Source organism: Rathayibacter sp. PhB186, assembly GCF_003751825.1.
Classification (GTDB): Bacteria; Actinomycetota; Actinomycetes; order Actinomycetales; family Microbacteriaceae; genus Rathayibacter; species Rathayibacter festucae.
The window spans coordinates 881,299-906,094 of record NZ_RJKO01000001.1 but is presented as its reverse complement, the minus strand read 5'-3'; the positions used below and the strand labels follow the sequence as shown (position 1 = coordinate 906,094).

Here is a 24,796-nt window from a genome sequence, read left to right as displayed (position 1 = left end):
TATCGAGATCCACCACCGCCTGAACCGGAGCCTGCAGACCACCCTGCTGACGACGGCGGGTCTCGATACGCCCCTCCGGGGCTACTCGACCAGCATGCACGGGGGCCGCGGCTCAGCAGACGAGGGCGTCGCTTCATGCTGATCGAGTAGCTCGCGCAGCGGGCGTATCGAGATCCCGCGCGCAACGAGCGACGGCCGCCCCGCCGACCCCGGAGGGGCGTGCGGAGCGGCCGTCGACGGGCTGCGGAGGCTACTCCGCGGCGCCCGCCTCACGCTGCGCGAGCGCGCGGCGACGCAGTCCCGTCAGCACGGCTCCGGCGCCGATCAGCGCCAGGGCACCCGCTCCGAGCAGTCCGCCGCCGAAGCCGGTGGAGGGCAGCCCGCCCGCTCCGTGGCCGGGCGCGCCCGGTCCGGCGGTGGGCGTGGAGGTCGGCGCGGGAGGCGCGGTCGGTCCGGCGGTCGGCGTCCCGGTCGGAGCCGGCGTCGCCGTCGGTCCGGCGGTCGGCGTCGCGGTCGGCTCGGCCGTGGGTCCGGCCGTCGGCGTCGCGGTCGGAGCCGGCGTCGCCGCCTCCGTCACGTCCACGCTGACGAGGGTCCGGAGACCCGAGTCCGCGTAGTCGATGTTGCCGAGGTACTGCGCCGGGCCGGCGAGGCCGGTCCAGGACACGGAGTAGCTCGTCGGCTCACCCAGGACCGCGTCGACGGTCTCGGGCGCGGTGGTCAGCGAGCCCTCGCCGCCGTCCGCCGCGATGAGGAAGCTCCGGAGGTCGAAGGTCGCCTCCGGCTCCGCGCCCACCGCGTAGATGTCCGCGGAGACCAGGTAGCTGCCGGCCTCGGGGGCGTAGAGGTCCACCCGCTCGTCGGCCGAGCCGGTCGCGCTGGTCGCCGTGGTCACCGGCTTCCCGTCGACGATCTGCGCGATCGTCAGGTCGAGGTCGGCCGTGTCGTCGAGCGAGTCGAGGTCGAAGCGGGCGAACTCGGTGCCCTCGGGCACCTCGACGGTCGTCTCGAAGGTCTCGCCCTGCGGCAGGGTGCCGGTGTGGCCGTCCGCCGCGGTCGCGTCCTCGGCGAGGACTCCCACCGCGAGGCCGCTCGGGACCAGCGGCAGGGGGCCGTCGATGCCGGGGATGATCTCGACGCTCGTCGAGCCGGTCGAGCCGGAGCCCGACACCTCGTACGGCGCGTCGAGCAGCACGGGACGCACGGCCACGGGGCTGCGCACCTCGTGCTCGGCGCTCGACCAGGTGAGGTAGCCGGTCGCGAACTCGGCGAGCTCGGCGTCGGTCCGGGTGAAGGTCACCGTGTACTCGGCGGTCTGGCCCGCCCCGGTGAAGGAGAGGGTCGACGGCGAGACGACGGCGTCGACTCCCGGGATGTCGAGGGCGGCGGTGTAGCTGCCGGCCTCGGTCGAGGTCACCGTGCGGGTGACCGTCTGGGTCCCGGCCAGGGCGCCGATCGCGATCGAGGCCTGGTTGAGGTCGGACGGGTCGATCGCCTCGACCGCGTCGAGCTCGGGGTCGGCGAAGACGTAGCCGGCGCCCTTGAGGAAGGCGATCCAGTCGCTCGTGCCGCTCTCGTAGAGCAGTCCGGGGTCGAGGAACGCGGTCGGGTCGACGTGTCCGGCGCCCTGCGCGAAGACGTCGTCGGACGCGGCGCCCGACTGGTCGACGCTGTCGTAGGAGGTCGTCATCATGGCCGACTTGACCGAAGACGGCGACGCGTTCGGGGTCACGCCGAGGATGAGGGCGGCGAGGCCCGCGATGTGCGGGGAGGACATCGAGGTGCCGGACTCGAACGCGAAGGCGGGGTCGTCGCCCTCGGCGTTGAAGCTGTCGGCGAGGATCGCGACGCCGGGCGCCGTGAGGTCGGGCTTGAGCACGTCGGTGCCGTCCGCCTCGGCCGGGCCGCGCGAGGAGAATCCTGCGACCTGCGGCACCGGGATCTCGGTGCCGGTCGCGTTGCCCTCGGTCAGCGTCGCCGTCGCGCCCGCGGTGCCGGCGTACGCGGTGATCGCGTCGTAGGCCTGCGAGTCGATCTGGATGCTCGGGACCGAGTGGTCGTCCACGTGCAGGGCGTTCGGGAACGGGTTCAGCAGCAGCATGCCGATGCCCCCGGCCCGATCGACCTCGGCCGACTTGGAGACGCGCGCGGTGACGCCGGCGGTGCAGGCGACGATCTTCCCGGCGACCTTCGCGGCGTCGAGCGAGCCCGGCGCGCAGATGTCGGCGTTCTCGGTCCCGGCGACGACGACGTCGGCGCTGTTCACGAGGGGGCCGGTGACGTCGTCGTGCACGCTGATCGATCCGCCGACGAAGGCCTGGCCGTCACCGAGGGTGGCGGTGGCCGTGTAGGTCGGGATCGAGGACGCGGCCACCGTGGTGTACCAGGGCGAGGCGTGGTCGAGGGTCGAGACGCCCGGGCCGGAGTTGCCGGCCGAGGCGGCCACGAAGACACCCGCGGCCGCGGCGTTCAGGAACGCCTCGTCGTAGGGGGTCAGCGTCGACACGGCGGAACCGCCGCCGATCGAGAAGTTGATGACGTCGACGCCGTCCGCGACGGCCGCGTTGATCGCGGCCAGGATGCCCTCGCCGGAGCAGTAGTCGTCGTCGTCAGTGCCGTCCACGTCGCCGTTCCAGCAGACCTTGTAGGCGGCGACCTTCGCGGCGGGTGCGACACCGGAGATGGTGCCGTAGTCGTAGCCGTCGACCGAGGCCTCGACGTCGGCGTTGCCGGCCGCCGTGCTCGCGGTGTGCGAGCCGTGGCCGTCCGCGTCGCGCGGGGAGCGGTACTCGGGGTTGTCGGCGGAGCCGGCCTCCTCGTTCGGGCCGAGGAACCAGCGCGCGCCGATCAGCTTCTGGTTGCACTCGCCGCCGTCCCACTGCTCGGAGCCGGCGAGGCCGGGCGAGCAGGAGCCGGCGAAGGTGGTGCCGTCCGACTTGCGGTAGCTGACGGTCGTGCCGTCCGTGTAGGGAGCGGCGCCCGGGGAGGTCGCGAGCGGAGCGCCCGCGAAGGACGGGTTCTCGGGTGCGATGCCGGAGTCGATGACACCGACGACGATGCCCTCGCCGGCCTTCTCGGCACCGCCGACGGTGTCCCAGACTCCGCCGTCGCCCTCGAGGCCGAGGAAGCTCGTGGAGGACTCCTGACCGGTGTCGGGGACGGGGATGCCGGCCTCGGCGGTGGCGCCGGGGGCCGGCGCGGTCGCGGCGGGGGCGCGGTCGAGCTTCAGATCCTCGAGCTCCCGCACCTGCGCGACGTCCTTGCGGCCGGCGAGCTCGCTCGCCTGCGCGGCGGTGAGCGAGGCGGAGAAGCCGTTGAGGGCGACCGTGTAGTGGTATCCGATCGCGGCGTCGACGGCGTCGGCGACGTCGTCCTGCCGCTGCTCGAGGTGAGCGGAGTAGTCCTCGACCGGAGCCGAGCGGGCCTGCAGCTGCGCGCCGGCGTCCGGAGCGGTGCGGGCGAAGCGGGCGTCGGTGCCCTCGTAGGTCGCCGCGGACGGCTCGACGAGCGTGACGACGTAGTCGCCGTCGTCGAAGGTCTGGAGGGTGGAGAGTCCGCCGACGAGAGCGGCCCCGCCGACGAGCGGGGCGGCCGAGGCGGCCGAGACGGCGAAGGCGCCCGAGGCGGCGATGCCGAGGGCGGCGAGGCCGGCGAGGATGCGCTTCTCGGCGCGGCGGACGGGTGGACGGTGGGACAAGTGAAGCGGCAATCGATGTCCTTAACTCACAGTTGCTGAGAACCGGATCGGTTCTCGCACAGAGTCGACCCTACGAACTGGATCGCCCGGCTCTGTTACGAACAGGTAACGAAGTCCTTGTTCGGGGGACAGCGGCGTCCGATCTCCGGGGATCCGGATGCCCCCATTTCGGGGACTCCACCCCGCCGGTCCTACGCTGGCGAGATGCGCACTCCGAATCCCGACGCCGCTGTCGGCGTCCTGCTCCCCCGCGATCTCCCCGCCGCCGAGGTCCTGCCGTACGCCCGCCGCGCCGAGGAGCTCGGCTTCGACGAGCTCTGGGTCGTCGAGGACCTCGGCTTCCGCGGCGGCGTCGCCCAGGCCGCGGCCGTGCTCGCCGCGACCGAGCGGATCGTCGTCGGGATCGGCATCCTGCCCGCCGCCGTCCGCACCGCCGCCTTCACCGCGATGGAGCTCGGCACGCTCGCCGAGCTCTTCCCCGGCCGCGTCCACGCGGGCATCGGCCACGGCATGCCGGGCTGGATGCGCGGACTCGGCGTCTGGCCGAAGAGCCCGCTGACGCTGCTCTCGGAGCAGTTCGACGCGATCCGCGCACTGCTCGCCGGCGAGCAGGTGACCCGTGACGGCCGCTACGTCCATGTCGACGGGCTGCGGCTCGAGTCGCCGCCGCGGGTCGTGCCGCCGCTGCTGGCCGGGGTGCGCGGACCGCGCTCGCTCGAGCTGGCCGGGCGCATCGCCGACGGGGCGATCCTCGCCGAGCCGGTCGCTCCGGAGTACCTCGCCCGCGCCCGGGAGCAGATGGGCACGCCGGGCCGCGTCGTGGCGTACAACGTGGCCGCCGTCTCGGACGACGCCGGAGAGGCCCGCGCCGCCGTGCGCCCCGGACTGGAGTGGGTCGGTGAGCCGGACTGGGCACCGCACATCGAGCCGCTGCCCTTCGCCGCGGAGTTCTCGCAGCTGCGCGCCCGGAGCGCCGACCGCGCCGCCTTCGTCCGAGATCTGCCGGACGAGTGGGTCGACCGGCTCGCCGTCGTCGGGACTCCGGAGACGGCCCGCGCGCGGATCGACGAGCTGCACGCGGCCGGAGCGGCCAGCACCGTGCTCATGCCGGCCGGCGACGACCCCCGGGCGGCGATGGAGCAGCTGGCGCGCGTGCTCTGACGGCGGTACCGACCGCCACCGCACCTCCGGCACGCGGAAACAGCTCCGGCTCACGGAATCCGAGGATTCCCGCGAGCCGGAGCCGTTCGTGCGAGCCCGAGGTCGAGCCGAGGGGCGGAGCTCAGCTCGCCATGCGCGCCTTGAGGTTCTCGTCGAGCGTGGCGAGGAACTCCTCGGTCGTCTGCCAGGCCTGATCCGGGCCGACGAGGAGCGCGAGGTCCTTCGTCATGCTGCCGGACTCGACCGTCTTGATGACGACGTCCTCGAGGGTCAGCGAGAAGTCGATGAGCTCCTGGTTGCCGTCGAGCTTGCCGCGGTGCGCGAGGCCGCGCGTCCAGGCGTAGATCGAGGCGATCGGGTTCGTCGAGGTGGGCTTGCCCGCCTGGTGCTGGCGGTAGTGGCGCGTGACGGTGCCGTGCGCCGCCTCCGCCTCGACGACGCTGCCGTCGGGGGTGGAGAGCACCGAGGTCATCAGGCCGAGCGAGCCGAAGCCCTGCGCGACGGTGTCCGACTGGACGTCGCCGTCGTAGTTCTTGCAGGCCCAGACGTAGCCGCCCTCCCACTTCATGGCCGAGGCGACCATGTCGTCGATGAGGCGGTGCTCGTAGGTGAGGCCGGCGGCCTCGAAGCGCTCCTTGAACTCGGTCTCGAAGATCTCCTCGAAGATGTCCTTGAACCGGCCGTCGTAGGCCTTGAGGATCGTGTTCTTCGTGGAGAGGTAGACCGGGTAGTTGCGGGTCAGACCGTAGTTGAGGGAGGAGCGCGCGAAGTCGCGGATCGACGAGTCCTGGTTGTACTGGACCTGCGCGATGCCGTCGTCGGGGGCCTTGTAGACCTCGAACCTCATCGGCTCGGAGCCGTCCTCGGGGGTGAACTCGACGGTGAGCGTGCCCTTGCCCTTGAAGACGAAGTCGGTGGCGCGGTACTGGTCGCCGAAGGCGTGGCGGCCGATGATGATCGGCTTGTTCCAGCCGGGCACCAGGCGCGGGATGTTCGAGATGATGATCGGCTCGCGGAAGATGACGCCGCCGAGGATGTTGCGGATCGTGCCGTTCGGCGACTTCCACATCTTCTTCAGGCCGAACTCCTCGACGCGCGCCTCGTCGGGCGTGATGGTCGCGCACTTGACGCCGACACCGTGCTTCTGGATGGCGTGGGCCGCGTCGATCGTGACCTGGTCGTCGGTCTGGTCGCGGTACTCCATGCCGAGGTCGTAGTACTCGAGGTTCACGTCGAGGTACGGGTGGATCAGGGTGTCCTTGATCTTCTGCCAGATGATCCGCGTCATCTCGTCGCCGTCGAGCTCGACGACGGTTCCTTCAACCTTGATCTTCGACATTGCACTCCCAGGGTCTCGTTGCACCGCCCCGCTGCTGCGAGGGACGGGTGGCTCCGCGGCCGCTCCAGACGGCCTCGACCAGCCTACCCGAGGCCGGAACTGTCTCGACGTCGAGACAGTTCTCCGCGAGGAGGAGCCCCGCACCCTGCGCGCCGCGACGCTCGTCCGCGAGGAGGATGACCGCCGCCGAGCCGGGCCGCTAGATTGGGCGGCATGAGTGACCTCCGCCTGGAAGAGCTGTCGGCCGCGAACATCTCCGCCGTGAACGGACTGAGCCTCAAACCGGGTCAGGAGCAGTTCGTCGCACCGGAGTCGTACTCCGCGGCCGCCGCCGTGATCGACCCGGGCGCCGCCTGGCAGCGGGCGATCCTCGACGGCGACGAGCTCGTCGGCTTCATCCACGCGCACTTCGACCCGCAGGCGCCGGAGGAGTTCCGCAGCTGCATCTGGCGGATCAACATCGACGCGGCCAAGCAGGGCCGCGGTGTCGGGACCTTCGCCGTCCGTGCCGCCGCCGACGAGGCGCGGGCCCGCGGCTTCGACACCCTCACCGTGATCTGGGAGTCCGGCGCCGACGGCCCCGAGCAGTTCTTCCGCTGGATCGGCTTCGAGGTCATCGGCGAGACCCCGTACGGCGAGAACATCGGGGCGCTGAAGCTCTGACCGAGCGTCCCGACGACGCGGCGGACCCCGCCGACTTCGTCTCGGCGGTCCTCGCCGTCGTCGACGCGATCCCGCCCGGCCGCGTGATGGCCTACGGCGAGATCGCCGCGTTGCTCGGCACCCGCGCCGCCCGCGCCGTCGGCACGGTGCTCGCCCGCTACGGCTCCGACGTGGCCTGGTGGCGGGTCGTCCGCTCCGGCGGCGCGCCCGCGATCGGGCACGAGGAGCGCGCTCGCGAGCACTACGAGCGCGAGGGCACGCCGCTCGTCACGACGCCGGGCGGCTACCGGGTGGACGTCCGCGCCGCGCGCTGGACGCCCTGACGCGGCAGCCGCTCCGGGTCAGACCAGGGAGTCCCGCCAGGCCGCGTGCAGCGTGGCGAAGCGGCCGTCGCCCGCGATCAGCGCCTCCGGCGTCCCGTCCTCGACGATGCGGCCGTGCTCCATCACCAGCACCCGGTCGGCGATCGCGACCGTCGACAGCCGGTGCGCGATGATCACCGCGGTCCGGTCCGCGAGCAGCGTCTGCAGGCCGAGCTGCACCAGCCGCTCGCTCGGGATGTCGAGCGAGGAGGTCGCCTCGTCCAGGATCAGCACCGCCGGGTCCGCCAGGAACGCCCGCGCGAACGAGATCAGCTGGCGCTGGCCGGCCGAGACCCGTCCGCCGCGCTTGTTCACGTCGGTGTCGTAGCCGTCCGGCAGCGCCTGGATGAACGCGTGCGCGCCGACCGCCTTCGCCGCGTCGACGATCTCGTCGTAGGAGGCCGAGGGCCGGCCGATCGCGATGTTGTCCGCGACGGAGCCGGAGAAGAGGTACGACTCCTGGGTCACCATCACGATCGCGCGCCGAAGGTCCTTCGGGTGCAGCTGCCGGAGGTCGACGCCATCGAGGGTCACCACTCCGTCGGTCGGGTCGTAGAACCGCGAGATGAGCTTCGCGAGCGTCGACTTGCCGGCGCCGGTCGAGCCGACCAGCGCGATCGTCTGGCCGGCGGGGATCCGCAGGTCGAAGCGCGGCAGGATCTCCCGGTCGGTCGTGTAGGCGAAGCGGACGCCCTCGAAGCCGAGCGCCCCCCGCGCCTCGCGGAGGTCGACGGGGTGCGCCGGATCCGGGACGCTCTGCTCCTCCGCGAGGACGCCCGAGATCTTCTCGAGTGCGGCCGCCGCGGACTGGTAGGAGTTGTAGAACATCGCCATCTCCTGCACCGGCGCGAAGAAGCGCCGGGTGTAGAGCAGCACGCCGAGCAGAGCGCCGATCTCGAGACCGCCGTCGAGCACCCGCATCCCGCCGAAGAAGAGCACGGCCGCCATCGTGACGTTGCCGATCAGCACGAGACCGGGGTCGAAGGTGCCGAAGACGCCGAAGACCTTCTTGTAGGCGACCCGGTAGCGCTCGACGACGACGCCGAAGGCCGACTCGTTGCGCTCCTGGGTGCGGAAGGTCTGCACCGCGCGGATGCCGGTCATCGTCTCGACGAACTGGACGATCAGGCGGGACGACGCGACGCGGGTGCCGCGGAAGAGCGACTGCGAGCGCTTCTGGAACCAGCGGGTCAGGATCGCCAGCGGCACGAGAGCGCAGGCGAGCACGAGGCCGCTGACGCCGTCGAGCGAGACCAGCGCGATGGCGACGAAGCCCATGTAGAGGGCGCCCTGGACGAGCTGGTTGATGCCGGAGTCGAGCAGCTCGCGGATCGAGTCGAGGTCGCTGGTCTGCCGGGAGATGATCCGGCCGGAGGTGTAGTTCTCGTGGAACTCGAGGCTCAGCTTCTGGGTGTGCAGGAAGACGCGCTTGCGCAGGTCGATCAGGATCGCCTGGCTCACCCGCGCCGACAGCACGGTGTACCAGGCGACGAGGACGGCGCCGACCACGCCGGTCAGGACGTAGGCGATCACGGTGAGGACCAGCGGGGTCGCGTCGCCGTCGAGGATCGCCGGCAGCCCGTTGTCGATGCCCAGCGCGATCAGCGCCGGCCCGGCGACCTGCGCGGCGGTCGAGATCACCACGACGACGGCCGTCAGCACCAGCCGCAGCCGCAGCGGGCGCAGCAGCGACCCGAGCAGCGCGAGCGAGCGCCGCCGCAGGGCCGCGGACTCCGCGCGAGTGAGGTCGTCGCGCTCCTCGGTGGATCCGAGAGTGCTCATGATCGGGTCTCCAGCTCCGTGAGGTCGGTCAGGTCCGTCAGCTCGGCCTCGGCGCGCGGGCGCGACCCGACGCGCTCGGTGCCCCGGGGACGGGCGAGCTCGTCCTCCTCGAGGCTCGAGATGACGAAGCGGTAGTGCGGGCTGCTCGCGAGCAGCTCGGTGTGGGTGCCGACCGCCGTGACGCGGCCCTCCTCGAGGAGGGCGACGCGGTCGGCGAGGGCGACCGTCGAGGGGCGGTGCGCGACGATCAGCGCGGTGGTGTCGCCGAGCACGCGGCGCAGGCCCTTCTCCACCCGCGCCTCGGTGTCGACGTCGAGGGCCGACAGCGGATCGTCCAGGACGAGGACGGCGGGCCGCGCGGCGATGGCGCGCGCGAGGGCGAGCCGCTGGCGCTGGCCGCCGGAGAGGCTCATCCCCTCCTCGCCCACGGTGGTGTCGAGCCCGTTCGGCAGGGAGTGCACGAAGTCGGCCTGGGCGATCTCGAGCGCCTCGAGCAGCTCCGCCTCCGAGGCGTCGGGGCGGCCGAGCAGCACGTTCTCGCGCACCGAGGTGGAGAACAGCGTCGCGTCCTCGAAGGCCATGCCGACGTGGGAGCGCAACTCGTCGCGCCGGAGGTGCCGCACGTCGACGCCGTCGATCTCGATCGCCCCGCCGGTCACGTCGTAGAGGCGCGGCAGCAGCGCGGTGAGCGTCGTCTTGCCGGAGCCGGTGAGGCCGACGAGCGCCATCGTCTCGCCGGGCTCGACCTCGAGGTCGACGCCGTCGAGGAGGTCGGCGAAGCGCTCGGGCGCGTCCTGGTAGCGGAAGTGCACGTCGCGGAAGCTCACTCGGCCGAGCGGGCGGGCGATCGTCGCGGGCGACTCCGGATCGGTGATCGTGTTCCGGCTGTCCATCACCTCGAAGTAGCGGTCGACGGCGGTGCGCGCGTCGAACGTCATCGAGAGCAGGAAGCCGATCGACTCCACCGGCCAGCGCAGCACCGTCGCGGTGGCGAAGAAGGCGAAGAGCTCGCCGACGCTGAGCTGCCCGTCCGCGGCCAGCCAGACTCCGGCGAGGAGGCAGAGCGCGAAGGCGATGTCGGGGATGAGCAGCAGGACCACCCAGATGCCCGCGATGGCCTTCGCCTTCTCCACCTCGGTGCCGCGCAGCTTCTCCGCCTGGTCGGCGAAGCCGGCGAGCGCGTGCTGGTGGCGGCCGAACGCCTTGAGGACGCGGATGCCGTGCACCGACTGCTCGACCGTGGTGGCGAGGTCGCCCGCCTGGTCCTGGCTGCGGCGCGCGATGCTCGAGTAGCGCTTCTCGAAGGCGAAGCCGTAGATCCAGACCGGGATCGAGCAGGCCACGAACAGCGCGCCGAGGATCGGGTTCCAGTAGACCAGGACGCCGAAGCCGACGACGATCGTGAGCGCGTTGACCACCAGCAGCACGAAGCCGAAGGCGATCCAGCGGCGGATGAGGCTGAGGTCGCTCATCGCGCGCGAGAGCAGCTGCCCGCTCTGCCAGCGGTCGTGGAACGAGACGGGCAGATCCTGGAGCTGGCGGTAGAGCGCGCTGCGCATCCGCGCCTCGACCCGCGTGCTCGGGGTGAGCACCATCCGCCGGCGCAGCGCGATGGCGGCGGCCTCGAGCACGCCGAGCAGGAGCACGACGACGACCGGGCCGATCAGCGGGCCGAGGTCGCCGGAGCCGGCGGCGGTCGCGCCGTCGCCGAGCGGTCCGTCGACCAGCTGCTGGAGGACGATCGGGATCGCGAGCGAGACGAGGCTGGCCACGAGGGCGATCGCGATGCCGCCGACCAGGCGGGGCAGCGCGTCGCCGACGAACGGGACCAGGCGCAGCAGAGTGCGGAGGGTGTTCGGGCGCTTCGGAGCGGCGGGCGGGGAGGACTGTGCGAGCACGGTGCTGGGCTTTCGCGACGGAGGACGGAGCCCCGCGGCACCGTGGCGTCGCGAGGGCGGGGATGCCACCGGCCCGTTGAGGGCTTCTGGGCAGCCTTGAAGGCTATACCCGGTCAGGCGACGTCGTCCACCGCTCGGAGCCCGCGGTCGCGGATCGTCGGGATCGGCCCGTTCTCCGCGGGGATCTGTGTGCAGGGCCCCGGGCGAGCGGCTCCGGCGCGGCTCAGCGCACCCGCACCGACAGGCAGGTCACGCAGCCCTCGAGCTTCTCGAACTCCGAGATGTCGACCGTCACGACGCGGTAGCCGAGCTCGCGGAGCAGCTCCGCGCTCCGCGGCGCGGACGCCGCCATCAGCAGTGTGTCCGGGCCGAGCACGACCACGTGGGCGCCGCCCTCCTCCGGCATCGGCAGGAAGGAGGGGAAGAGCCGCGGCTCGTCGACGACGGCCTCCCAGCCGATCACGGTGCCGTCCGGCAGCGCGGTGACGGCGCTCTTGAGGTGCAGGGCGCGGGTGAGCGGGACCGCGACGACGCTCAGGCCGAGCGGGCGGAGCAGGGCCCGGAGCTGCGCGACTCCCTCGGCGTTGGTGCGGCCGCCGCGGCCGACGTAGACGGTGGAGCCGACTCGGAGGACGTCGCCGCCCTCCAGGGTGCCGGGCGCCTCGACCCGGTGCACGATCAGGTCGAGGGCGCGGGCCGCCTCCTCCGCGCCGTCCACCTCGCCGCGGCGCGACTCGGCGCCCGGGCGGGTGAGGACCGCGTGCCCGTCGACGACGAGCAGCGCGTCCTCGAGGAAGACCGAGTCGGGCAGCTCGGGCGCCGTCGTGACCTGGACGGTCTCCCAGCCGGCATCCTCGAGTGCGTCGACGTACTCCTCCCACTGCTGCAGCGCCTTCACCCGGTCGACGGGGACGCGCTCGAGGTGGGTGAGCTCGCCGGCGTCGAGGTCGTCCGCGGGCTGCCGGATGAGCGCGATGCGGCGCTCCGGGCGGGCGGCGGTGGCCGAGGACCTCCCGGCGCGGGCAGGTGCCGAGGCGACGGCGATGCGGTGGCCGAGGGTCGCGGCGGCGATCACGAAGGCGAGCAGGAAGACGAGGTTGAGCCCGCCGAAGGTCTGCACGATGGAGAACCAGACCGCGCCGGTGATCGGGTCGCCCGTCGCGCTGGCCTGCACGAGGGTGCCGAAGACAGCGCCGACGAGCCCTGCGACGAGTCCGGCGATCGCGGCCGTCCAGGCGCGGGCGAGCAGCCCGGCCGCGGCGAGGACGAGCACCACCACGAAGGCGAGCACGCTCGAGAGCAGGAAGTAGGCGTTGACCTGCGGGATCGACGTCGGCGCCAGCTGGTTGCCGATGAAGAAGGCGAGCAGGTTGGCGAGGTGGGCCGCGACCGCCGTGGCCGCCGCGGCGGCGAGCGCCGTCAGCAGGCGCCGCCTCACGGTCGGAGCGGTGGCGGCGGTCGGGGCGGTGGGCGCGTTCAGCGTCGAGTCGGAGGGCACCCGGAGACCCTACGCGCCCGCACCCCTGCGCCCCCTGCCCAGACCCTTGCAGCCGTCTGAGAGCCGCGGGCCGGGCCGCGCCCGCCCGGCTCCCCCGCCACTCCTCAGAAGTCGTCGTACCCGACGCCCCAGTACGACAACTCCTGGAGAGCAGAGCGGGCCCTCCGCGGCTCGGAAGCCGCCGACTCCGCAGAAGTTGCGGTAGTCGTGCCCCACTACCGCAACTTTTGAAGAGTGGCGGCGCGCACCGGGTCCGCTCCCCCGAGGACGCAGAAGTTGTCGTACTCGACGCCCCACCACGACAACTCCTGGAGAGCGGCGCGGCTCCTCCACGCTCGGCAGCCGCCGACTCCGCAGAAGTTGCGGTAGTCGCGCCCCGCTACCGCAACTTCTGGACAGTGGCGGCGCGCACCGGGTCCGCTCCCCCGAGGACGCAGAAGTTGTCGTACTCGACGCCCCACCACGACAACTCCTGGAGAGCAGACACCTCGGTCCAGGCCCGGAGGCCGCCGACTCCGCAGAAGTTGCGGTAGTCGCGCCCCGCTACCGCAACTTCTGGAGAGTGGCGGCGCGGCGCCGGGCTCGCTCCCCGAGTCCGCAAAAGTAGCCGGACTCGACGCTCGACTACGACAACTTCTGGAGAGCGGAGGGACCCGTCCGCGCTCGGAGGCCACCGACTCCGCAGAAGTTGCGGTACTCGCATGCCACTACCGCAACTTTTGGAGAGTGGCGGCGCGGCGCCGGGCACGCACCCCGAGTCCGCAAATGTTGTCGGACTCGACGCTCGACTACGACAACTTCTGAGGAGTGGAGCGGGCAGACCCCGACTCCCGAAGGGAGAGGCCGCGTGCGGGGATCGCGTGCCAGGCGATTCCCGCGGCGGCCGACGCGACCCGCTCTGCGGAACGCACCACCCCGAGAGGCCGACCGCGCCACGCCGCGCAGGGAGCGGCGTGGAAGAAGGCGCCCACTGAGCGCCTGCGGCGCTCAGTGGAAGAAGTGCCGCTCCCCCGTCGTGTACATGGTGACGCCGGCGCGCTTCGCGGCCTCGATGACCTCGGGGTCGCGGACGGAGCCGCCGGGCTGGACGACGGCCTTCACACCGGCGGCGAGGAGGACCTCGAGGCCGTCGGCGAAGGGGAAGAACGCGTCGGAGGCGGCGACGGAGCCGGGGGCGCGGTCGCCGGCGCGAGAGACGGCGAGGTGGCAGGAGTCGACGCGGTTGACCTGGCCCATGCCGACGCCGACGGAGGCGCCGCCCTTGGCGAGCAGGATCGCGTTCGACTTGACGGCGCGGCAGGCCTTCCAGGCGAACTCGAGGTCGAGCATCGTGTCCGCGTCGGCGGGCTCGCCGGCGACGAGCTCCCAGCCGGAGCTGACCTCGCCGGGGCCGCCGACGAAGCGGTCCGGCTGCTGCAGCAGGATCCCGCCGGAGATCTGCTTGAACTCGGTCCCGACCGGGGCGTAGAAGTCGGGGAGCTGCAGCAGGCGCAGGTTCTTCTTGGTCTTCAGCACCTCGAGCGCCTCGGGCTCGAAGCCGGGGGCGACGAGGACCTCGGTGAAGATCTCCTTCACCGTCTCGGCCATGGCGAGGGTGACGGTCCGGTTCGCGGCGATGACGCCGCCGAACGCGGACACCGGGTCGCACTCGTGGGCGCGGCGGTGCGCGGACGCGATGGGGTCGATGGCCTTCGCGCCGGCGATCGCGATGCCGCACGGGTTGGCGTGCTTGATGATCGCGACGGCGGGGAGGACGAAGTCGTAGGCCGCGCGGACGGCCGCGTCGGCGTCGACGAAGTTGTTGTACGACATCTCCTTGCCGTGCAGCTGGCGCGCCTGGGCGATGCCGGTGCCGTCGGGCGAGACATAGAGCGCCGCCTTCTGGTGCGAGTTCTCGCCGTAGCGGAGCACCTGCTGCCGGGTGCCGCGGATCTCGACCGAGCCGGGGAACTCGGACTCGCCGCCCGCCTCCTGCCCGGCGAACCAGGCGGCGACGGCGGAGTCGTAGGAGGCGGTGTGCGCGAAGGCGCGCGCGGCGAGCGTGCGGCGTGCGGCGAGGGTCGTGCCGCCGGTGCCGAGCGCGGCGACGACACCGGCGTAGTCGGCCGGATCGACGACGATCGCCACGTTCGCGTGGTTCTTCGCCGAGGCGCGGACGAGCGCGGGGCCGCCGATGTCGATGTTCTCGACCACGGTCGGCGCGTCGGCGCCGCCGGCGACGGTCTCGCGGAACGGGTAGAGGTTCACGACGACGAGCTCGAACGGCGCGATCTCGAGCTGCTCGAGCTGCTCGCGGTGCGAGGCGAGGCGCACGTCCGCGAGGATGCCCGCGTGCACGCCGGGGTGCAGGGTCTTCACCCGGCCGTCGAGCGACTCCGGGAAGCCGGTCACGGCCGAGACGTCGGTGACGGAGTGGCCCGCGTCGCGGATGGTCGCGGCGGTCGAGCCGGTGGAGACCAGCTCGACGCCGGCGCCGGCCAGCGCCGAGGCGAGCTCGAGCAGTCCGGTCTTGTCGCTGACCGAGATCAGCGCCCGGCGGACGGGGACGACGTCGCGGTCGTCGTAGCTGCTGGGATCGTGTGCGGTGATGCTCATGCGCGGGCGAGCTCCTCGAGATCGACGGTTCCGTGGGCGATGTCGAGCACCGTCTGCACCAGCAGGCGACGCTCGATGGTCTTGATGCGCTCGTGCAGCGCATGCTCGCTCTCGCCGGGGAGCACGGCGAGGCTCTCCTGGGCGATGACCGGGCCGGTGTCGACGCCGGTGTCGATGACGTGCACCGTCACTCCGGTCTCGGTGGCGCCGGCGGCGAGGGCGTCGCGGACGGCGTGCGCACCGGGATACAGCGGCAGCAGTGCCGGGTGCGTGTTGATCATCCGCGGACTGAGGGCGTCGACGACGACGGGCGGCAGGATCCGCATGAAGCCGGCGCAGACCACCAGGTCGGGCTGCCAGCCCTGGATCTGCTCGAGCAGCTCCGCGCCCCAGGCGTCGCGGGAGGCGAAGGCGCCGGGCGTCACGGTGAAGGAGGGGACGTCGTGCGCCTCGGCGTGGCGCAGGCCGTCGGCGTCGGTGTCGCTGCCGACCGCCACGACGCGGGCGGGGAAGCGGTCGTCGCGCGTCGCCTCGAGCAGCGCGCGGAGATTGGAGCCACCGCCGGAGATGAGGACGACCAACTTCAGCACTGCGCAAGTCTAGGGGGACGCCTCCGCGACGACCACCGGCGGTCGGGCCCGGCGCTCAGCCGCGGCGGAGGCGGCCGGCGGCCAGCCCGAGACCCGCGGCGAGCGCCAGCTCGAGCGCCGCGAACGCGCCGACGAGCAGCGGGTCGGGCCCGACCTGGACGAGGCGCCCCGGCCCGGCCGCTCCGGCCGAGAACCAGGCGAACAGCCCGAGCAGCAGACCGCCGACCACTCCGATGCCGCCCGCCGCGGCCGCACCCCAGCGCAGCAGCGACCGCCCGTCGAGCCCGTCGACGACCTCCGCGCGCATCCGCCAGCCGGCGAGGAAGCCGGCGAGCAGCGGCACGAGCAGACCGAGGAAGGCGAAGGCGAGCTCGCCCTGCGGCAGTGCTGCGAGCACGGGGATCGAGGGGATCGGTCCGAGCAGCGTCCCGGCCGGAGCGACCGACGAGCCGGTGCCGAGGGCGAAGCCCGGTCCGATCAGCCAGCTCGCCGCCCAGATCACCAGGTTCGGGAGGATCGCCAGCTGCCCGAGCGTCAGGGCGAGGCCGCCGAGCGCCTCCCCGCCGAGACCCTCGTAGAGCGCGACGACGGCGGCGTAGTCGGCGACCAGCAGCACCGCGACGAGCACGCCGGCGACCCCGATCACGCCGGCGGCCGCGAGCGTCCCGCCGCGGAGCGAGGCGAGGACGAGCGGCGCGGCCGGCTCGGGCAGGCGGTGCAGCGTCCGGTCGGCGAACTCGCCGATCGGGTCGCGCTCGCCGCTCCTGGCCGAGTGGGTCGCGGCTCCGATCACCACGCCGAGGCCGAAGACGAGCGGCGGGAGCAGCGTGCCCTGCACGACGTCGACCCGGGCGACGTCGGTGGTCGCGCCGAGGGTCACCAGGAGCGCGACGAGGAGATAGGTGGCGATCGCGGAGCCGATGCCGAGCAGCCGGTAGGGCGACTCCTGCGCGCGGCGGCCCGTGCGGGCGCCGAGCAGGATCGCGAGGAGCGCGAACGCGAGCGGCGCGATCGTGATCGCGAAGGGCTGCCCGCCGTCCGGGAGTCCGAGCGCCAGCGGGGAGTCGGGGGCGAAGGCGGCCTGCAGATCCGCGCCGTGGCCGAGCAGCCAGGCGTCCGCGGCGACGCGCCAGAAGACGCTCCAGTCGACGGCCGTGTCGTACTGGACGGCCCAGAGGATCGTCAGCGGCACGAGCGGGATCGCGAGGCCGATCAGCGCCGAGAGCGCGGCGTCGAAGGCGGCGAGGAGTGCGACGGTGATCCGGTTCATGAGCCTGTCGAGCCTATCGGCGGCCCCGCCCGCGACCGCTCAGCGACGCCCCGGACCGGGACCGGAAGCCCCGCTGACGACGGTAGGTCTCGATACGCCCCTCCGGGGCTACTCGACCAGCATGGGAAGGGCCCCGTCGCGTAGATCGATCGGCACTGGCATAGCCCGATCGTGCCGAACGACCGACATGCATGGGCCCGCTCATGCTGATCGAGTAGCCCGCGCAGCGGGCGTATCGAGATCCACCTGCGTCACCAGAGCAGCCGTCCCCTAGGGTCGAGCCGTGACGACCAGCGCCTCCCGCACCGAGCGCGGACTCGACCGCCTGGTGAATTTCACCGACGCGACGGTGGCCATCGCGATCACGTTCCTCGTGCTCCCCCTCGTCGACGTCGTCGAGGAGGGCGGCGCGACCGACCTCGGCGCGCTGCTCGGCGGCCACTACGGCACGCTCTCGGCGTTCTTCATCACCTTCGCCGTGATCGGGCGGCTGTGGCTGGTGCACCACGCGGTCTTCGAGGGCGTGGCCCGCTACTCCCCCGCGCTGGTCGCGGTGAACTTCGTCTGGCTCGCGGCGATCGTGCTGCTGCCGTTCGCGGCGAATCTGCTGTCGAACGTCTTCACCACCGACCCGAGCGTGTTCGCGCTCTACATCGGCACCATGATCGTCGCGAGCACCGCGACCCTGGCGATGCAGCTGATCCTGCGCCGGGACCCCGCCCTCCTCGTGCCCGGCACGGACCCGCTCCGCTCGCTCTCGCGCTCCCTGATCGTGATCGCGCTGCTGGCCGCTGCACTCGTGCTCGCCGTCACCCTCCCGAGCGTCAACATGTTCGCGCTCCTGCTGCTGCTGCTCTCCGGCCCGATCGAGCGCCTGGTGCACCGCGGTCACCCGCCGGAGCGGCACCGGCCCACCCGCACGGAGCGGGGCCTCGACCGCCTGGTCAACTTCTCCGACGCGACCGTGGCGATCGCGATCACGATCCTGGTGCTCCCGCTGGTCCAACTCGCTCCCGAGATCGGCCGCGACGGCGGCGGCGTGGGCGAGGTCCTCGGCCGGCACCTCGACTCGGTGCTCGCCTTCGCGCTCTCCTTCACGCTGATCGCGGTGTTCTGGATGCCGCACCACCGGGTCTTCGAGCTGGCCGGCGACTACGACGCGGGGCTGGTCTGGCTCGATCTGCTCTGGCTGGTCGCGATCGCGTTCTTCCCGTTCTCGACCAGCGCCATCGCCCTGCTGCCCGACTCGCGCGCGACGATCGGCCTCTACATCGGCACGATGGTCGTGGTCAGCGGGGCGCTGCTGCTGATCGAGCTGCGGCTGCGGCGCCGGCCGCACCTGCTGCGGGAGGGCGCCGGGCCGGTCCGGCTGGCCCCCGCCGTCGTCCCGTTCGCCCTCCTCGTGCTCGCCCTCGCGCTCGCACTGCTCGTGCCCTCGGTCGGACTCTGGTGGCTGCTGCTGCTGATCGCCCAGCGCCCGCTCTCGCTGCTCCTGCTGCGCCGCAGCTAGGCGGCGGGCGTCCAGCCCAGCCGCGGCGCGATCTCTGCGGCGATCGTCCGCAGGATCCGCCGGTGCGACTCGACCCCGCCGACCGCGGGCAGCGTGATCGTGAGCGAGTCCGCCTCCGCCAGGGCCGGATCGGCCGAGAGCGACGCGACGATCTCGTCGACCGTGCCGAGGTGCAGCGGGCTGAAGCGCATCGGCGCCGCGATGATCGAGCGGTCGGCGGTGCGCGGCCGGCCGTCGTCGTTCATCCGGGCGAGGTAGCCCTCGATGAAGGGGCGGTGCGCCTCCTCGTCCGCGGGGCCGGTCAGCGGCAGCACGATGCGCCCCGCCGTCACCCGCGAGGTGCGCCCGGGGTGGGCGGCGGCGAACGCCTCGCGGTAGGCGCGGATCTGCGCGGCCTGCTGCTCGGCGAACGACAGCCCGGTCTCCTCCGTGTTCAGCGTCGAGACCTGGAGGTGCATGCCCTGCTCCCCGGCGCGGACCGCGGAGGCGGTGGTGCCGGCGCCGTACCAGAGCCGGTCGGCCAGACCGGGCGCGTGCGGCTGCTGCACGAGCGGATCGCCGACCGGCACCGACATCAGTGCCGACTCCGCGATGCCGAGCACCGAGCCCGAGAGCGCGTCGCGCAGGCGCTCGATCCGCTCCTGCGCCTCGGCGCGGAACTCCCGCTCGGCCTGCCCGAAGACGCCGTCGAAGACCGAGGCGAGGTGCGCGAAGCCGCTGCTGACGCCGAGGTCGAGCCGGCCGCCGGAGAGCAGGTCCACCGTGGCCGCGTCCTCGGCGAGGCGGACGGGCGACTCGTAGCGCGCGCCGATCACGGCGGTGCCGAGGCGCAGGCGCCGGGTGCGCTGCGAGGCGGCGGCGAAGAAGGTCATCGGCGAGGCGAGGAAGCGCTCGAAGTGCCGCACCCGCACCCAGCCGGTGTCGTAGCCGAGCTCCTCCGCGAGCTCGAACAGCGCGAGGCCGTCCTCGAGGCTGCGCGCCGCATCGCCCGGCTGCTCGGGGCCCTCGGGGTAGGGCACGAAGGTCAGGAAGTCGAGTCCGAGGCGGCGGGTCACCCCTGCACGCTACCGCCGCCGGGGGCCCGAACGATCGCACGGGACCCCCTGCCGAGGCAGAGGATCCCGTGCGATCGCGTCCCGTGGCGCGCGGGACGGTGGTGCGCTACAGCGCCGCGTAGACCTCGCGGAGCAGGTCGGCCGTCTCGGAGGGCGTCTTGCCCACGCGGACTCCGGCGGCCTCGAGGGCCTCCTTCTTCGCCTGCGCGGTGCCCGCGGAGCCGGAGACGATGGCGCCGGCGTGGCCCATGGTCTTGCCCTCGGGAGCCGTGAAGCCCGCGACGTAGCCGACGACCGGCTTGGTGACGTTCGCCTTGATGAAGTCGGCCGCACGCTCCTCGGCGTCGCCGCCGATCTCGCCGATCATGACGATCGCCTTGGTCTCGGGGTCCGCCTCGAACGCCGCGAGGGCGTCGATGTGCGTGGTGCCGATGATCGGGTCGCCGCCGATGCCGATGGCGGTCGAGAAGCCCAGATCGCGCAGCTCGTACATCATCTGGTAGGTCAGCGTGCCCGACTTGGAGACGAGGCCGATCGGGCCCTTGCCGGTGATCGTCGCGGGGGTGATGCCCACGAGCGACTCGCCCGGCGTGATGATGCCGGGGCAGTTCGGGCCGATGATCCGGGTCTTGTTGCCCTTCTCCTGCGCGTAGGCCCAGAACTCGGCCGAGTCCTGCACCGGGATGCCTTCGGTGATGACGACGAGGAGGCCGATCTCGGCGTCGATCGCCTCGATGACGGCGTCCTTCGAGAAGGCGGGCGGGACGAACGCGATCGAGACGTCGGCGCCGGTGGCCTCGATGGCCTCCTTGACGGTGCCGAAGACGGGCAGCTCGACGTCGCCGTGGGTGACGGTCGTGCCGGCCTTGCGGGCGTTGACGCCGCCGACGACGTTCGTGCCGGCCTTGAGCATCAGCGCGGTGTGCTTGGTGCCCTCGCCGCCGGTGATGCCCTGGACGATGACCTTGGAGTCCTTGTTGAGGAAGATCGACATGCTTGTTCTCTGATTCCTTGAGTCGAGGGGGTCGTTACGCGGCGGCGAGTGCGGCGGCCTTGTCGGCGCCCTCGTCCATCGTCGCGGCCAGGGTGATGAGCGGGTTGGCGGCGGCCTCGAGGATCGCGCGGCCCTCCTCCACCTTGTTGCCGTCGAGGCGCACGACGAGCGGCTTGGTCGCCGAGTCGCCGAGGATCTCGAGGGCCTGCAGGATGCCGTTGGCGACCGCGTCGCAGGCGGTGATGCCGCCGAAGACGTTGACGAAGACGCTCTTGACCTGCTCGTCGCCGAGGATCACGTCGAGGCCGTTCGCCATCACCTGGGCGGAGGCTCCGCCACCGATGTCGAGGAAGTTGGCGGGCTTCACGCCCTTGTGCTTCTCGCCGGCGTAGGCGACGACGTCGAGCGTGGACATGACCAGGCCCGCGCCGTTGCCGATGATGCCGACCTCGCCGTCGAGCTTCACGTAGTTGAGGTCGTTCTCCTTGGCCTTGGCCTCGAGCGGGTCGGCCGCGTCCTTGTCCTCCAGCGCGGCGTGCTCGGGGTGGCGGAAGCCGGCGTTCTCGTCGATCGAGACCTTGCCGTCGAGCGCGACGATGTCGCCCTCCTCGGTGAGCACGAGCGGGTTGACCTCGACGAGCGTCGCGTCCTCGCCGGTGTAGACGTCGTAGAGCTTCACGAGCACGGGGGCGACCTTGGCGATCAGCTCCTCCGGGAACTTCGCCGCGCGGGCGATCTCCTCGGCCTTGGCCTGGTCGATGCCCTGGCCGGGGACGACCTCGACGCGCGCGAGCGCCTCGGGGCGCTCGACGGCGAGCTGCTCGATCTCCATGCCGCCCTCGTAGGAGGTGAGCGAGAGGTAGGAGCGGTTCGCCCGGTCGAGCAGGACCGAGAAGTAGAACTCGCGGTCGATGCGGGCGCCACCGGCGACCATGACGCGCTTGACGACGTGGCCCTTGATGTCCAGGCCGAGGATCGACTTCGCCGCCTCGAACGCGTCGTCCGCGGTCTTCGCGACCTTCACGCCGCCCGCCTTGCCGCGGCCGCCGATCTTGACCTGCGCCTTGACGACGGTGACGCCGCCCAGCTTCTCCGCCGCGGCGCGCACCTCCTCCGGCGTGTCGGCGATGATGCCGGGGAGCACGGGCACGCCGTACTTCTCGAACAGATCACGGGCCTGGTATTCGAAGAGATCCACGCTGCATTCCCATTCCGCGCCGAGCGCGCTTGCGTTCCGAGTCCGAGGTCGGCCCACGGCGCCGGCGGTCCGTGCTGTCCGGATCCGCGCTGGTGGTCCGCTGCGCTGTCCGGAGTCTCGGCACGGTTCTGTGTCGGCACTCTTCCTGGGCCGCGCCAACTCTACTCCGGACCCCGCGAGGCGTTCCTGCGCCGCGGGGCGCGCAGCGGCGGACTGTGGAGGGACCACCGGATCGCCGCGTGTGGAGGGACCTGCCCCGCGTACCGTGGAGGGATGCCCCTGCGCGCACCCGCCGACCGCGACGTCTTCCGCGAGGGCGTCTTCCTCGTCGCGGGCGCGCGCGCCATCCTCCTGCAGATCGCGCACCCCGCGGTCGGCGCCGGCGTCGCCGAGCACTCCGACTTCGTCCACCGCGCGCTCGGCCGGCTGTTCGGCACCCTCTCCTACCTCTACGCCCTGCAGTTCGGCAGCCCCGAGGACGTCCGCTCGGTCCAGCGCCGGGTGAACCGCGCGCACGCGCCGGTCCGCGGCCCCGGCTACACCGCGTTCGATCCGGAGCTCCAGCGCTGGGTCGCCGCGACGATCACCCAGTCGATGCTCCAGCTCCACGAGGGCGCCTTCGGCCCGCTCGGCCGCGAGGAGGCGGACGAGATCGTGCACCGCTCCCGCGTCGTCGGCACGGCGCTGCAGATGCCCGAGGAGCTCTGGCCCGACTCCCGCGCGGCCTTCGACGCCTACTGGGAGCGGGAACTCGCCCGGCTCGAGGTCACGCCCGCCGCGCGCCGGGTCGCCCACGACCTGCTCGACGGCGGGATCGCCGCCTGGTGGCTGCGACCGGTCGGCCCCTACCTCCGCCTGATGACGGCGGGCCTCCTGCCGCCCGAGCTCCGCGCGCCGTTCGGCTTCCGCTGGAGCGCCCGGCAGCAGAAGCGGTTCGACCGGGCGCTCGCCCGCACCTTCGCCGTCTACCGCGTCCTGCCGACCGCGGTGCGCACCGCGCCGAGCCGGTTCTTCCTGGCCCGGGTGCGCGCGGAGTCCGACCGGGGTCTCAGAAGCCGGCCGTGATCGTCCAGCCCGCGTAGGCGGCGAGCTCCAACCCGAGCGCCTGCGCGGCGGCCCGCGCCTCGTCCTGCCCGCGCTCGTCCCGGACGTCGACGCTGATCGGCACGCTGTCGCCGAAGCCCGCGACCGAGACCCGCGCGCTGGTCGGACCGCTGTAGAGCGGGACGTGCGCATCCGCGGTGCGCGCGCCGACCACCCGCGAGCCCGTCGCCTCCGCGATCACGGCCAGCGCGAACGGCGCCGTCGCGATCGTCTCGGTGTAGAGCGTCGCCTCGCCGCGCATGAGCGCCTCCTCCGTCGTCGCCTCGACTGTACGGGCGCCCGTGCTCGGGTGCAGGCCCTAGTCTCCGGCGGGATCCGCTCCCTCGCCGACGACCACCACCAGCCTGCCGCCGCACTGTCGCAGAGGGAGGGCACGCTGAGCATCCGATGCGCAGCGCTTGAACGGCGCCCCCGGCGGATCTACCGTGAAGCACCCGGCGAACGCGCCGCGGCGGTCAACGACGACTGGAGCCCCGATGAGCATCACCGAACCGCGCACCACCGAGGCACTCGCCGCACCCCCGCCCACGGCCGGGTTCGGCAGCGTCTCGGTCGCGGCGATCCTGGCGGAGGCGGCCCGCCGCACGCCGACGACGATCGCGGTCCGGGTCGGCCCGCAGGCGATCGACTACGGGACCCTCTGGGAGCAGACCCGCGCCTACGCCGGAGCTCTCCGCGCGCGAGGCATCGGCCCCGGCGACCGGGTCGCCCTGCTGATCCCCAACGTCCCCGACTTCCCGCGCGGCTACTTCGCCGTCCTCGCCCTGGGCGCCGTCGTGGTGCCCGTGCACGCGCTGCTCAAGCACGACGAGATCGCCTACGTGCTGCGCGACTCCGGAGCGACCGCGCTGATCTGCGCGGCTCCGCTGCTGGCCGAGGGCGCCGCCGGTGCGGCCCTGGCCGACGTCCCCGTGCTGAGCGTGCTGGTGCCCGACGGCACCGAGAGCCCCTTCCCCCGCCTCGAGGACCTCGCCGCCGACGCGACGCCGATCGACACCTACGTGCCGCGCTCGCCGTTCGACACCGCGACGATCCTCTACACCAGCGGCACCACCGGCCGGCCCAAGGGCGCCGAGGGCACGCACTTCGCGATCGTCTCGCAGTCCGACGTGCTCCTGATGAACACCTTCGACCTGCACCAGGGCGACGTGGTCCTCGGCGCGCTGCCGCTCTTCCACACCTTCGGCCAGGTCTGCGCGATGAACACCGCGTTCCGCACCGCCGCGACCGTGGTGCTCGTGCCCAAGTTCGACGGCGACGCCGCGCTCGAGGCGATGATCGCGCACGAGTGCACCGTGTTCGAGGGCGTGCCGACGATGTACGTCGCACTGCTCGACGCCGCGACCCGCCGCGAGGACCGCCCACCGCTGCGCTACGCGGTCTCCGGCGGAGCGGCCCTGCCCGTCGCCGTGATCGAGCGCTTCCGCGAGGTGTTCGGCGTCGAGATCTACGAGGGCTACGGCCTGACCGAGACCTCGCCCGTCGCGACCTTCAACCACGTCGGCGTCCCGCCGCGCGCCGGCACCGTCGGCACGCCGATCTGGGGCGTGGACGTCGAGGTCGCCCGCGCCGAGGTCGCCGACCGGATCGAGCTGCTCCCCCGCGGCGAGCTGGGCGAGATCGTGGTCCGCGGCCACAACCTGATGAAGGGCTATCTCGGCAACCCCGAGGCCTCGGCCGCCGCGGTCGTCGACGGCTGGTTCCGCACCGGCGACCTCGGCACCAAGGACGAGGAGGACTACATCCGCATCCTCGACCGGACCAAGGACATGATCATCCGCAACGGCTACAACGTGTACCCGCGCGAGGTCGAGGAGGTCCTGATCGGGCACTCCGCCGTGGCCAACGCCGCCGTCTTCGGCGTCCCCGACGAGAAGCACGGCCAGGAGATCATGGCCGCCGTCGTGCTGCTGCCCTCGGCGACGGCGACCGCGGAGGAGCTGATCGCCTACGCGAACGAGCACCTCGCCGCTTTCAAGTTCCCGCGCCGTATCGAGCTCGTCGAGACTCTCCCCCTCGGCCCGAGCGGCAAGATCCTGAAGCGCGAGCTCGTCGCCCAGTACTCCTGACCCCTTCCTCC

18 protein-coding genes are annotated in these 24,796 nt (G+C 72.6%); 6 read left to right on the top strand and 12 right to left on the bottom strand.

The window, feature by feature from the left end; translation table 11 throughout:
• Positions 1-250: 250 nt before the first annotated feature.
• Entirely contained in the window at positions 251-3,697 is a 3,447-nt protein-coding gene (locus EDF45_RS04265) for a S8 family serine peptidase (protein ID WP_185020081.1), read from the bottom strand.
• Between the two features lie 204 nt (positions 3,698-3,901).
• On the opposite strand from EDF45_RS04265, the gene EDF45_RS04260 reads away from it, so the two are divergent.
• Positions 3,902-4,858: an LLM class flavin-dependent oxidoreductase gene (locus EDF45_RS04260; protein ID WP_123735075.1), complete on the top strand. Its 957-nt coding sequence runs from the start codon at positions 3,902-3,904 to the stop codon at positions 4,856-4,858.
• Between the two features lie 121 nt (positions 4,859-4,979).
• Here the strand turns inward: EDF45_RS04260 and EDF45_RS04255 are convergent, their stop codons facing one another.
• Positions 4,980-6,197, bottom strand: a complete 1,218-nt coding sequence (locus EDF45_RS04255) for an NADP-dependent isocitrate dehydrogenase (RefSeq protein WP_123735074.1) — start codon at positions 6,195-6,197, stop codon at positions 4,980-4,982.
• A gap of 213 nt (positions 6,198-6,410) precedes the next feature.
• On the opposite strand from EDF45_RS04255, the gene EDF45_RS04250 reads away from it, so the two are divergent.
• Both EDF45_RS04250 and EDF45_RS04245 read left to right on the top strand, forming a co-directional pair.
• The gene (locus EDF45_RS04250) at positions 6,411-6,860 is read left to right on the top strand and encodes a GNAT family N-acetyltransferase (RefSeq protein WP_123445122.1); all 450 of its coding nucleotides are present in this window, start codon (positions 6,411-6,413) and stop codon (positions 6,858-6,860) included.
• On the top strand, positions 6,755-7,183 hold the full coding sequence (locus EDF45_RS04245) for an MGMT family protein (protein WP_311316335.1): 429 nt from the start codon (positions 6,755-6,757) through the stop codon (positions 7,181-7,183). The genes EDF45_RS04250 and EDF45_RS04245 overlap by 106 nt, the downstream gene beginning before the upstream one ends.
• An 18-nt stretch (positions 7,184-7,201) precedes the next feature.
• Here EDF45_RS04245 and EDF45_RS04240 read toward each other — a convergent pair whose 3' ends face one another.
• From EDF45_RS04240 to EDF45_RS04215, 6 genes are all read right to left on the bottom strand, one after another.
• Positions 7,202-9,004, bottom strand: a complete 1,803-nt coding sequence (locus tag EDF45_RS04240; RefSeq protein ID WP_123735072.1) for an ABC transporter ATP-binding protein — start codon at positions 9,002-9,004, stop codon at positions 7,202-7,204.
• The gene (locus EDF45_RS04235) at positions 9,001-10,902 is read right to left on the bottom strand and encodes an ABC transporter ATP-binding protein (RefSeq protein ID WP_123735071.1); all 1,902 of its coding nucleotides are present in this window, start codon (positions 10,900-10,902) and stop codon (positions 9,001-9,003) included. The genes EDF45_RS04240 and EDF45_RS04235 overlap by 4 nt, the downstream gene beginning before the upstream one ends.
• A 223-nt stretch (positions 10,903-11,125) precedes the next feature.
• On the bottom strand, positions 11,126-12,400 hold the full coding sequence (gene ddaH / locus EDF45_RS21895) for a dimethylargininase (RefSeq protein WP_311316331.1): 1,275 nt from the start codon (positions 12,398-12,400) through the stop codon (positions 11,126-11,128).
• Between the two features lie 987 nt (positions 12,401-13,387).
• A complete protein-coding gene (gene purH, locus EDF45_RS04225) occupies positions 13,388-14,995 on the bottom strand; it encodes a bifunctional phosphoribosylaminoimidazolecarboxamide formyltransferase/IMP cyclohydrolase (RefSeq protein WP_123735070.1) in 1,608 nt (535 codons plus the stop codon).
• The gene (gene purN / locus EDF45_RS04220) at positions 14,992-15,585 is read right to left on the bottom strand and encodes a phosphoribosylglycinamide formyltransferase (RefSeq protein ID WP_123735069.1); all 594 of its coding nucleotides are present in this window, start codon (positions 15,583-15,585) and stop codon (positions 14,992-14,994) included. The genes purH and purN overlap by 4 nt, the downstream gene beginning before the upstream one ends.
• 55 nt (positions 15,586-15,640) lie before the next feature.
• Complete coding sequence (locus EDF45_RS04215; protein WP_123735068.1) at positions 15,641-16,855, bottom strand: DUF6350 family protein; 1,215 nt, start codon at positions 16,853-16,855, stop codon at positions 15,641-15,643.
• Between the two features lie 283 nt (positions 16,856-17,138).
• Between EDF45_RS04215 and EDF45_RS04210 the strand changes: the two genes are divergently transcribed.
• Positions 17,139-18,365, top strand: a complete 1,227-nt coding sequence (locus tag EDF45_RS04210) for a TMEM175 family protein (RefSeq protein ID WP_123735067.1) — start codon at positions 17,139-17,141, stop codon at positions 18,363-18,365.
• Here the strand turns inward: EDF45_RS04210 and EDF45_RS04205 are convergent.
• The 3 genes from EDF45_RS04205 to sucC form a co-directional block, all read right to left on the bottom strand.
• Positions 18,362-19,420 (bottom strand): LLM class flavin-dependent oxidoreductase, encoded by a 1,059-nt coding sequence (locus EDF45_RS04205; protein ID WP_123735066.1) that lies wholly within the window; start codon positions 19,418-19,420, stop codon positions 18,362-18,364. The genes EDF45_RS04210 and EDF45_RS04205 overlap by 4 nt on opposite strands.
• 106 nt (positions 19,421-19,526) lie before the next feature.
• Positions 19,527-20,414 (bottom strand): succinate--CoA ligase subunit alpha, encoded by an 888-nt coding sequence (gene sucD / locus EDF45_RS04200; protein WP_123445113.1) that lies wholly within the window; start codon positions 20,412-20,414, stop codon positions 19,527-19,529.
• Between the two features lie 34 nt (positions 20,415-20,448).
• Positions 20,449-21,612: an ADP-forming succinate--CoA ligase subunit beta gene (gene sucC, locus EDF45_RS04195; RefSeq protein ID WP_123702180.1), complete on the bottom strand. Its 1,164-nt coding sequence runs from the start codon at positions 21,610-21,612 to the stop codon at positions 20,449-20,451.
• A 273-nt stretch (positions 21,613-21,885) separates the two neighbouring features.
• On the opposite strand from sucC, the gene EDF45_RS04190 reads away from it, so the two are divergent.
• On the top strand, positions 21,886-22,677 hold the full coding sequence (locus EDF45_RS04190) for an oxygenase MpaB family protein (RefSeq protein WP_123735065.1): 792 nt from the start codon (positions 21,886-21,888) through the stop codon (positions 22,675-22,677).
• On the opposite strand, the gene EDF45_RS04185 is transcribed toward EDF45_RS04190, so the two are convergent.
• On the bottom strand, positions 22,661-22,957 hold the full coding sequence (locus tag EDF45_RS04185) for a hypothetical protein (protein WP_123702176.1): 297 nt from the start codon (positions 22,955-22,957) through the stop codon (positions 22,661-22,663). The genes EDF45_RS04190 and EDF45_RS04185 overlap by 17 nt on opposite strands.
• A gap of 235 nt (positions 22,958-23,192) precedes the next feature.
• Here EDF45_RS04185 and EDF45_RS04180 point away from each other — a divergent pair, with 235 nt between their 5' ends.
• Positions 23,193-24,785, top strand: coding sequence for a long-chain fatty acid--CoA ligase (locus tag EDF45_RS04180; protein ID WP_123735064.1), 1,593 nt, complete (start codon positions 23,193-23,195; stop codon positions 24,783-24,785).
• Positions 24,786-24,796: the final 11 nt, after the last annotated feature.

Bases quoted from the DNA above. Each gene is read 5' to 3' on its own strand.
- EDF45_RS04260 (WP_123735075.1), top strand. From the start codon at position 3,902: ATGCGCACTCCGAATCCCGACGCCGCTGTCGGCGTCCTGCTCCCCCGC.
- EDF45_RS04255 (WP_123735074.1), bottom strand. From the start codon at position 6,197: ATGTCGAAGATCAAGGTTGAAGGAACCGTCGTCGAGCTCGACGGCGAC.
- EDF45_RS04250 (WP_123445122.1), top strand. From the start codon at position 6,411: ATGAGTGACCTCCGCCTGGAAGAGCTGTCGGCCGCGAACATCTCCGCC.
- EDF45_RS04240 (WP_123735072.1), bottom strand. From the start codon at position 9,004: ATGAGCACTCTCGGATCCACCGAGGAGCGCGACGACCTCACTCGCGCG.
- purH (WP_123735070.1), bottom strand. From the start codon at position 14,995: ATGAGCATCACCGCACACGATCCCAGCAGCTACGACGACCGCGACGTC.
- EDF45_RS04215 (WP_123735068.1), bottom strand. From the start codon at position 16,855: ATGAACCGGATCACCGTCGCACTCCTCGCCGCCTTCGACGCCGCGCTC.
- sucD (WP_123445113.1), bottom strand. From the start codon at position 20,414: ATGTCGATCTTCCTCAACAAGGACTCCAAGGTCATCGTCCAGGGCATC.
- EDF45_RS04190 (WP_123735065.1), top strand. From the start codon at position 21,886: ATGCCCCTGCGCGCACCCGCCGACCGCGACGTCTTCCGCGAGGGCGTC.
- EDF45_RS04185 (WP_123702176.1), bottom strand. From the start codon at position 22,957: ATGCGCGGCGAGGCGACGCTCTACACCGAGACGATCGCGACGGCGCCG.
- EDF45_RS04180 (WP_123735064.1), top strand. From the start codon at position 23,193: ATGAGCATCACCGAACCGCGCACCACCGAGGCACTCGCCGCACCCCCG.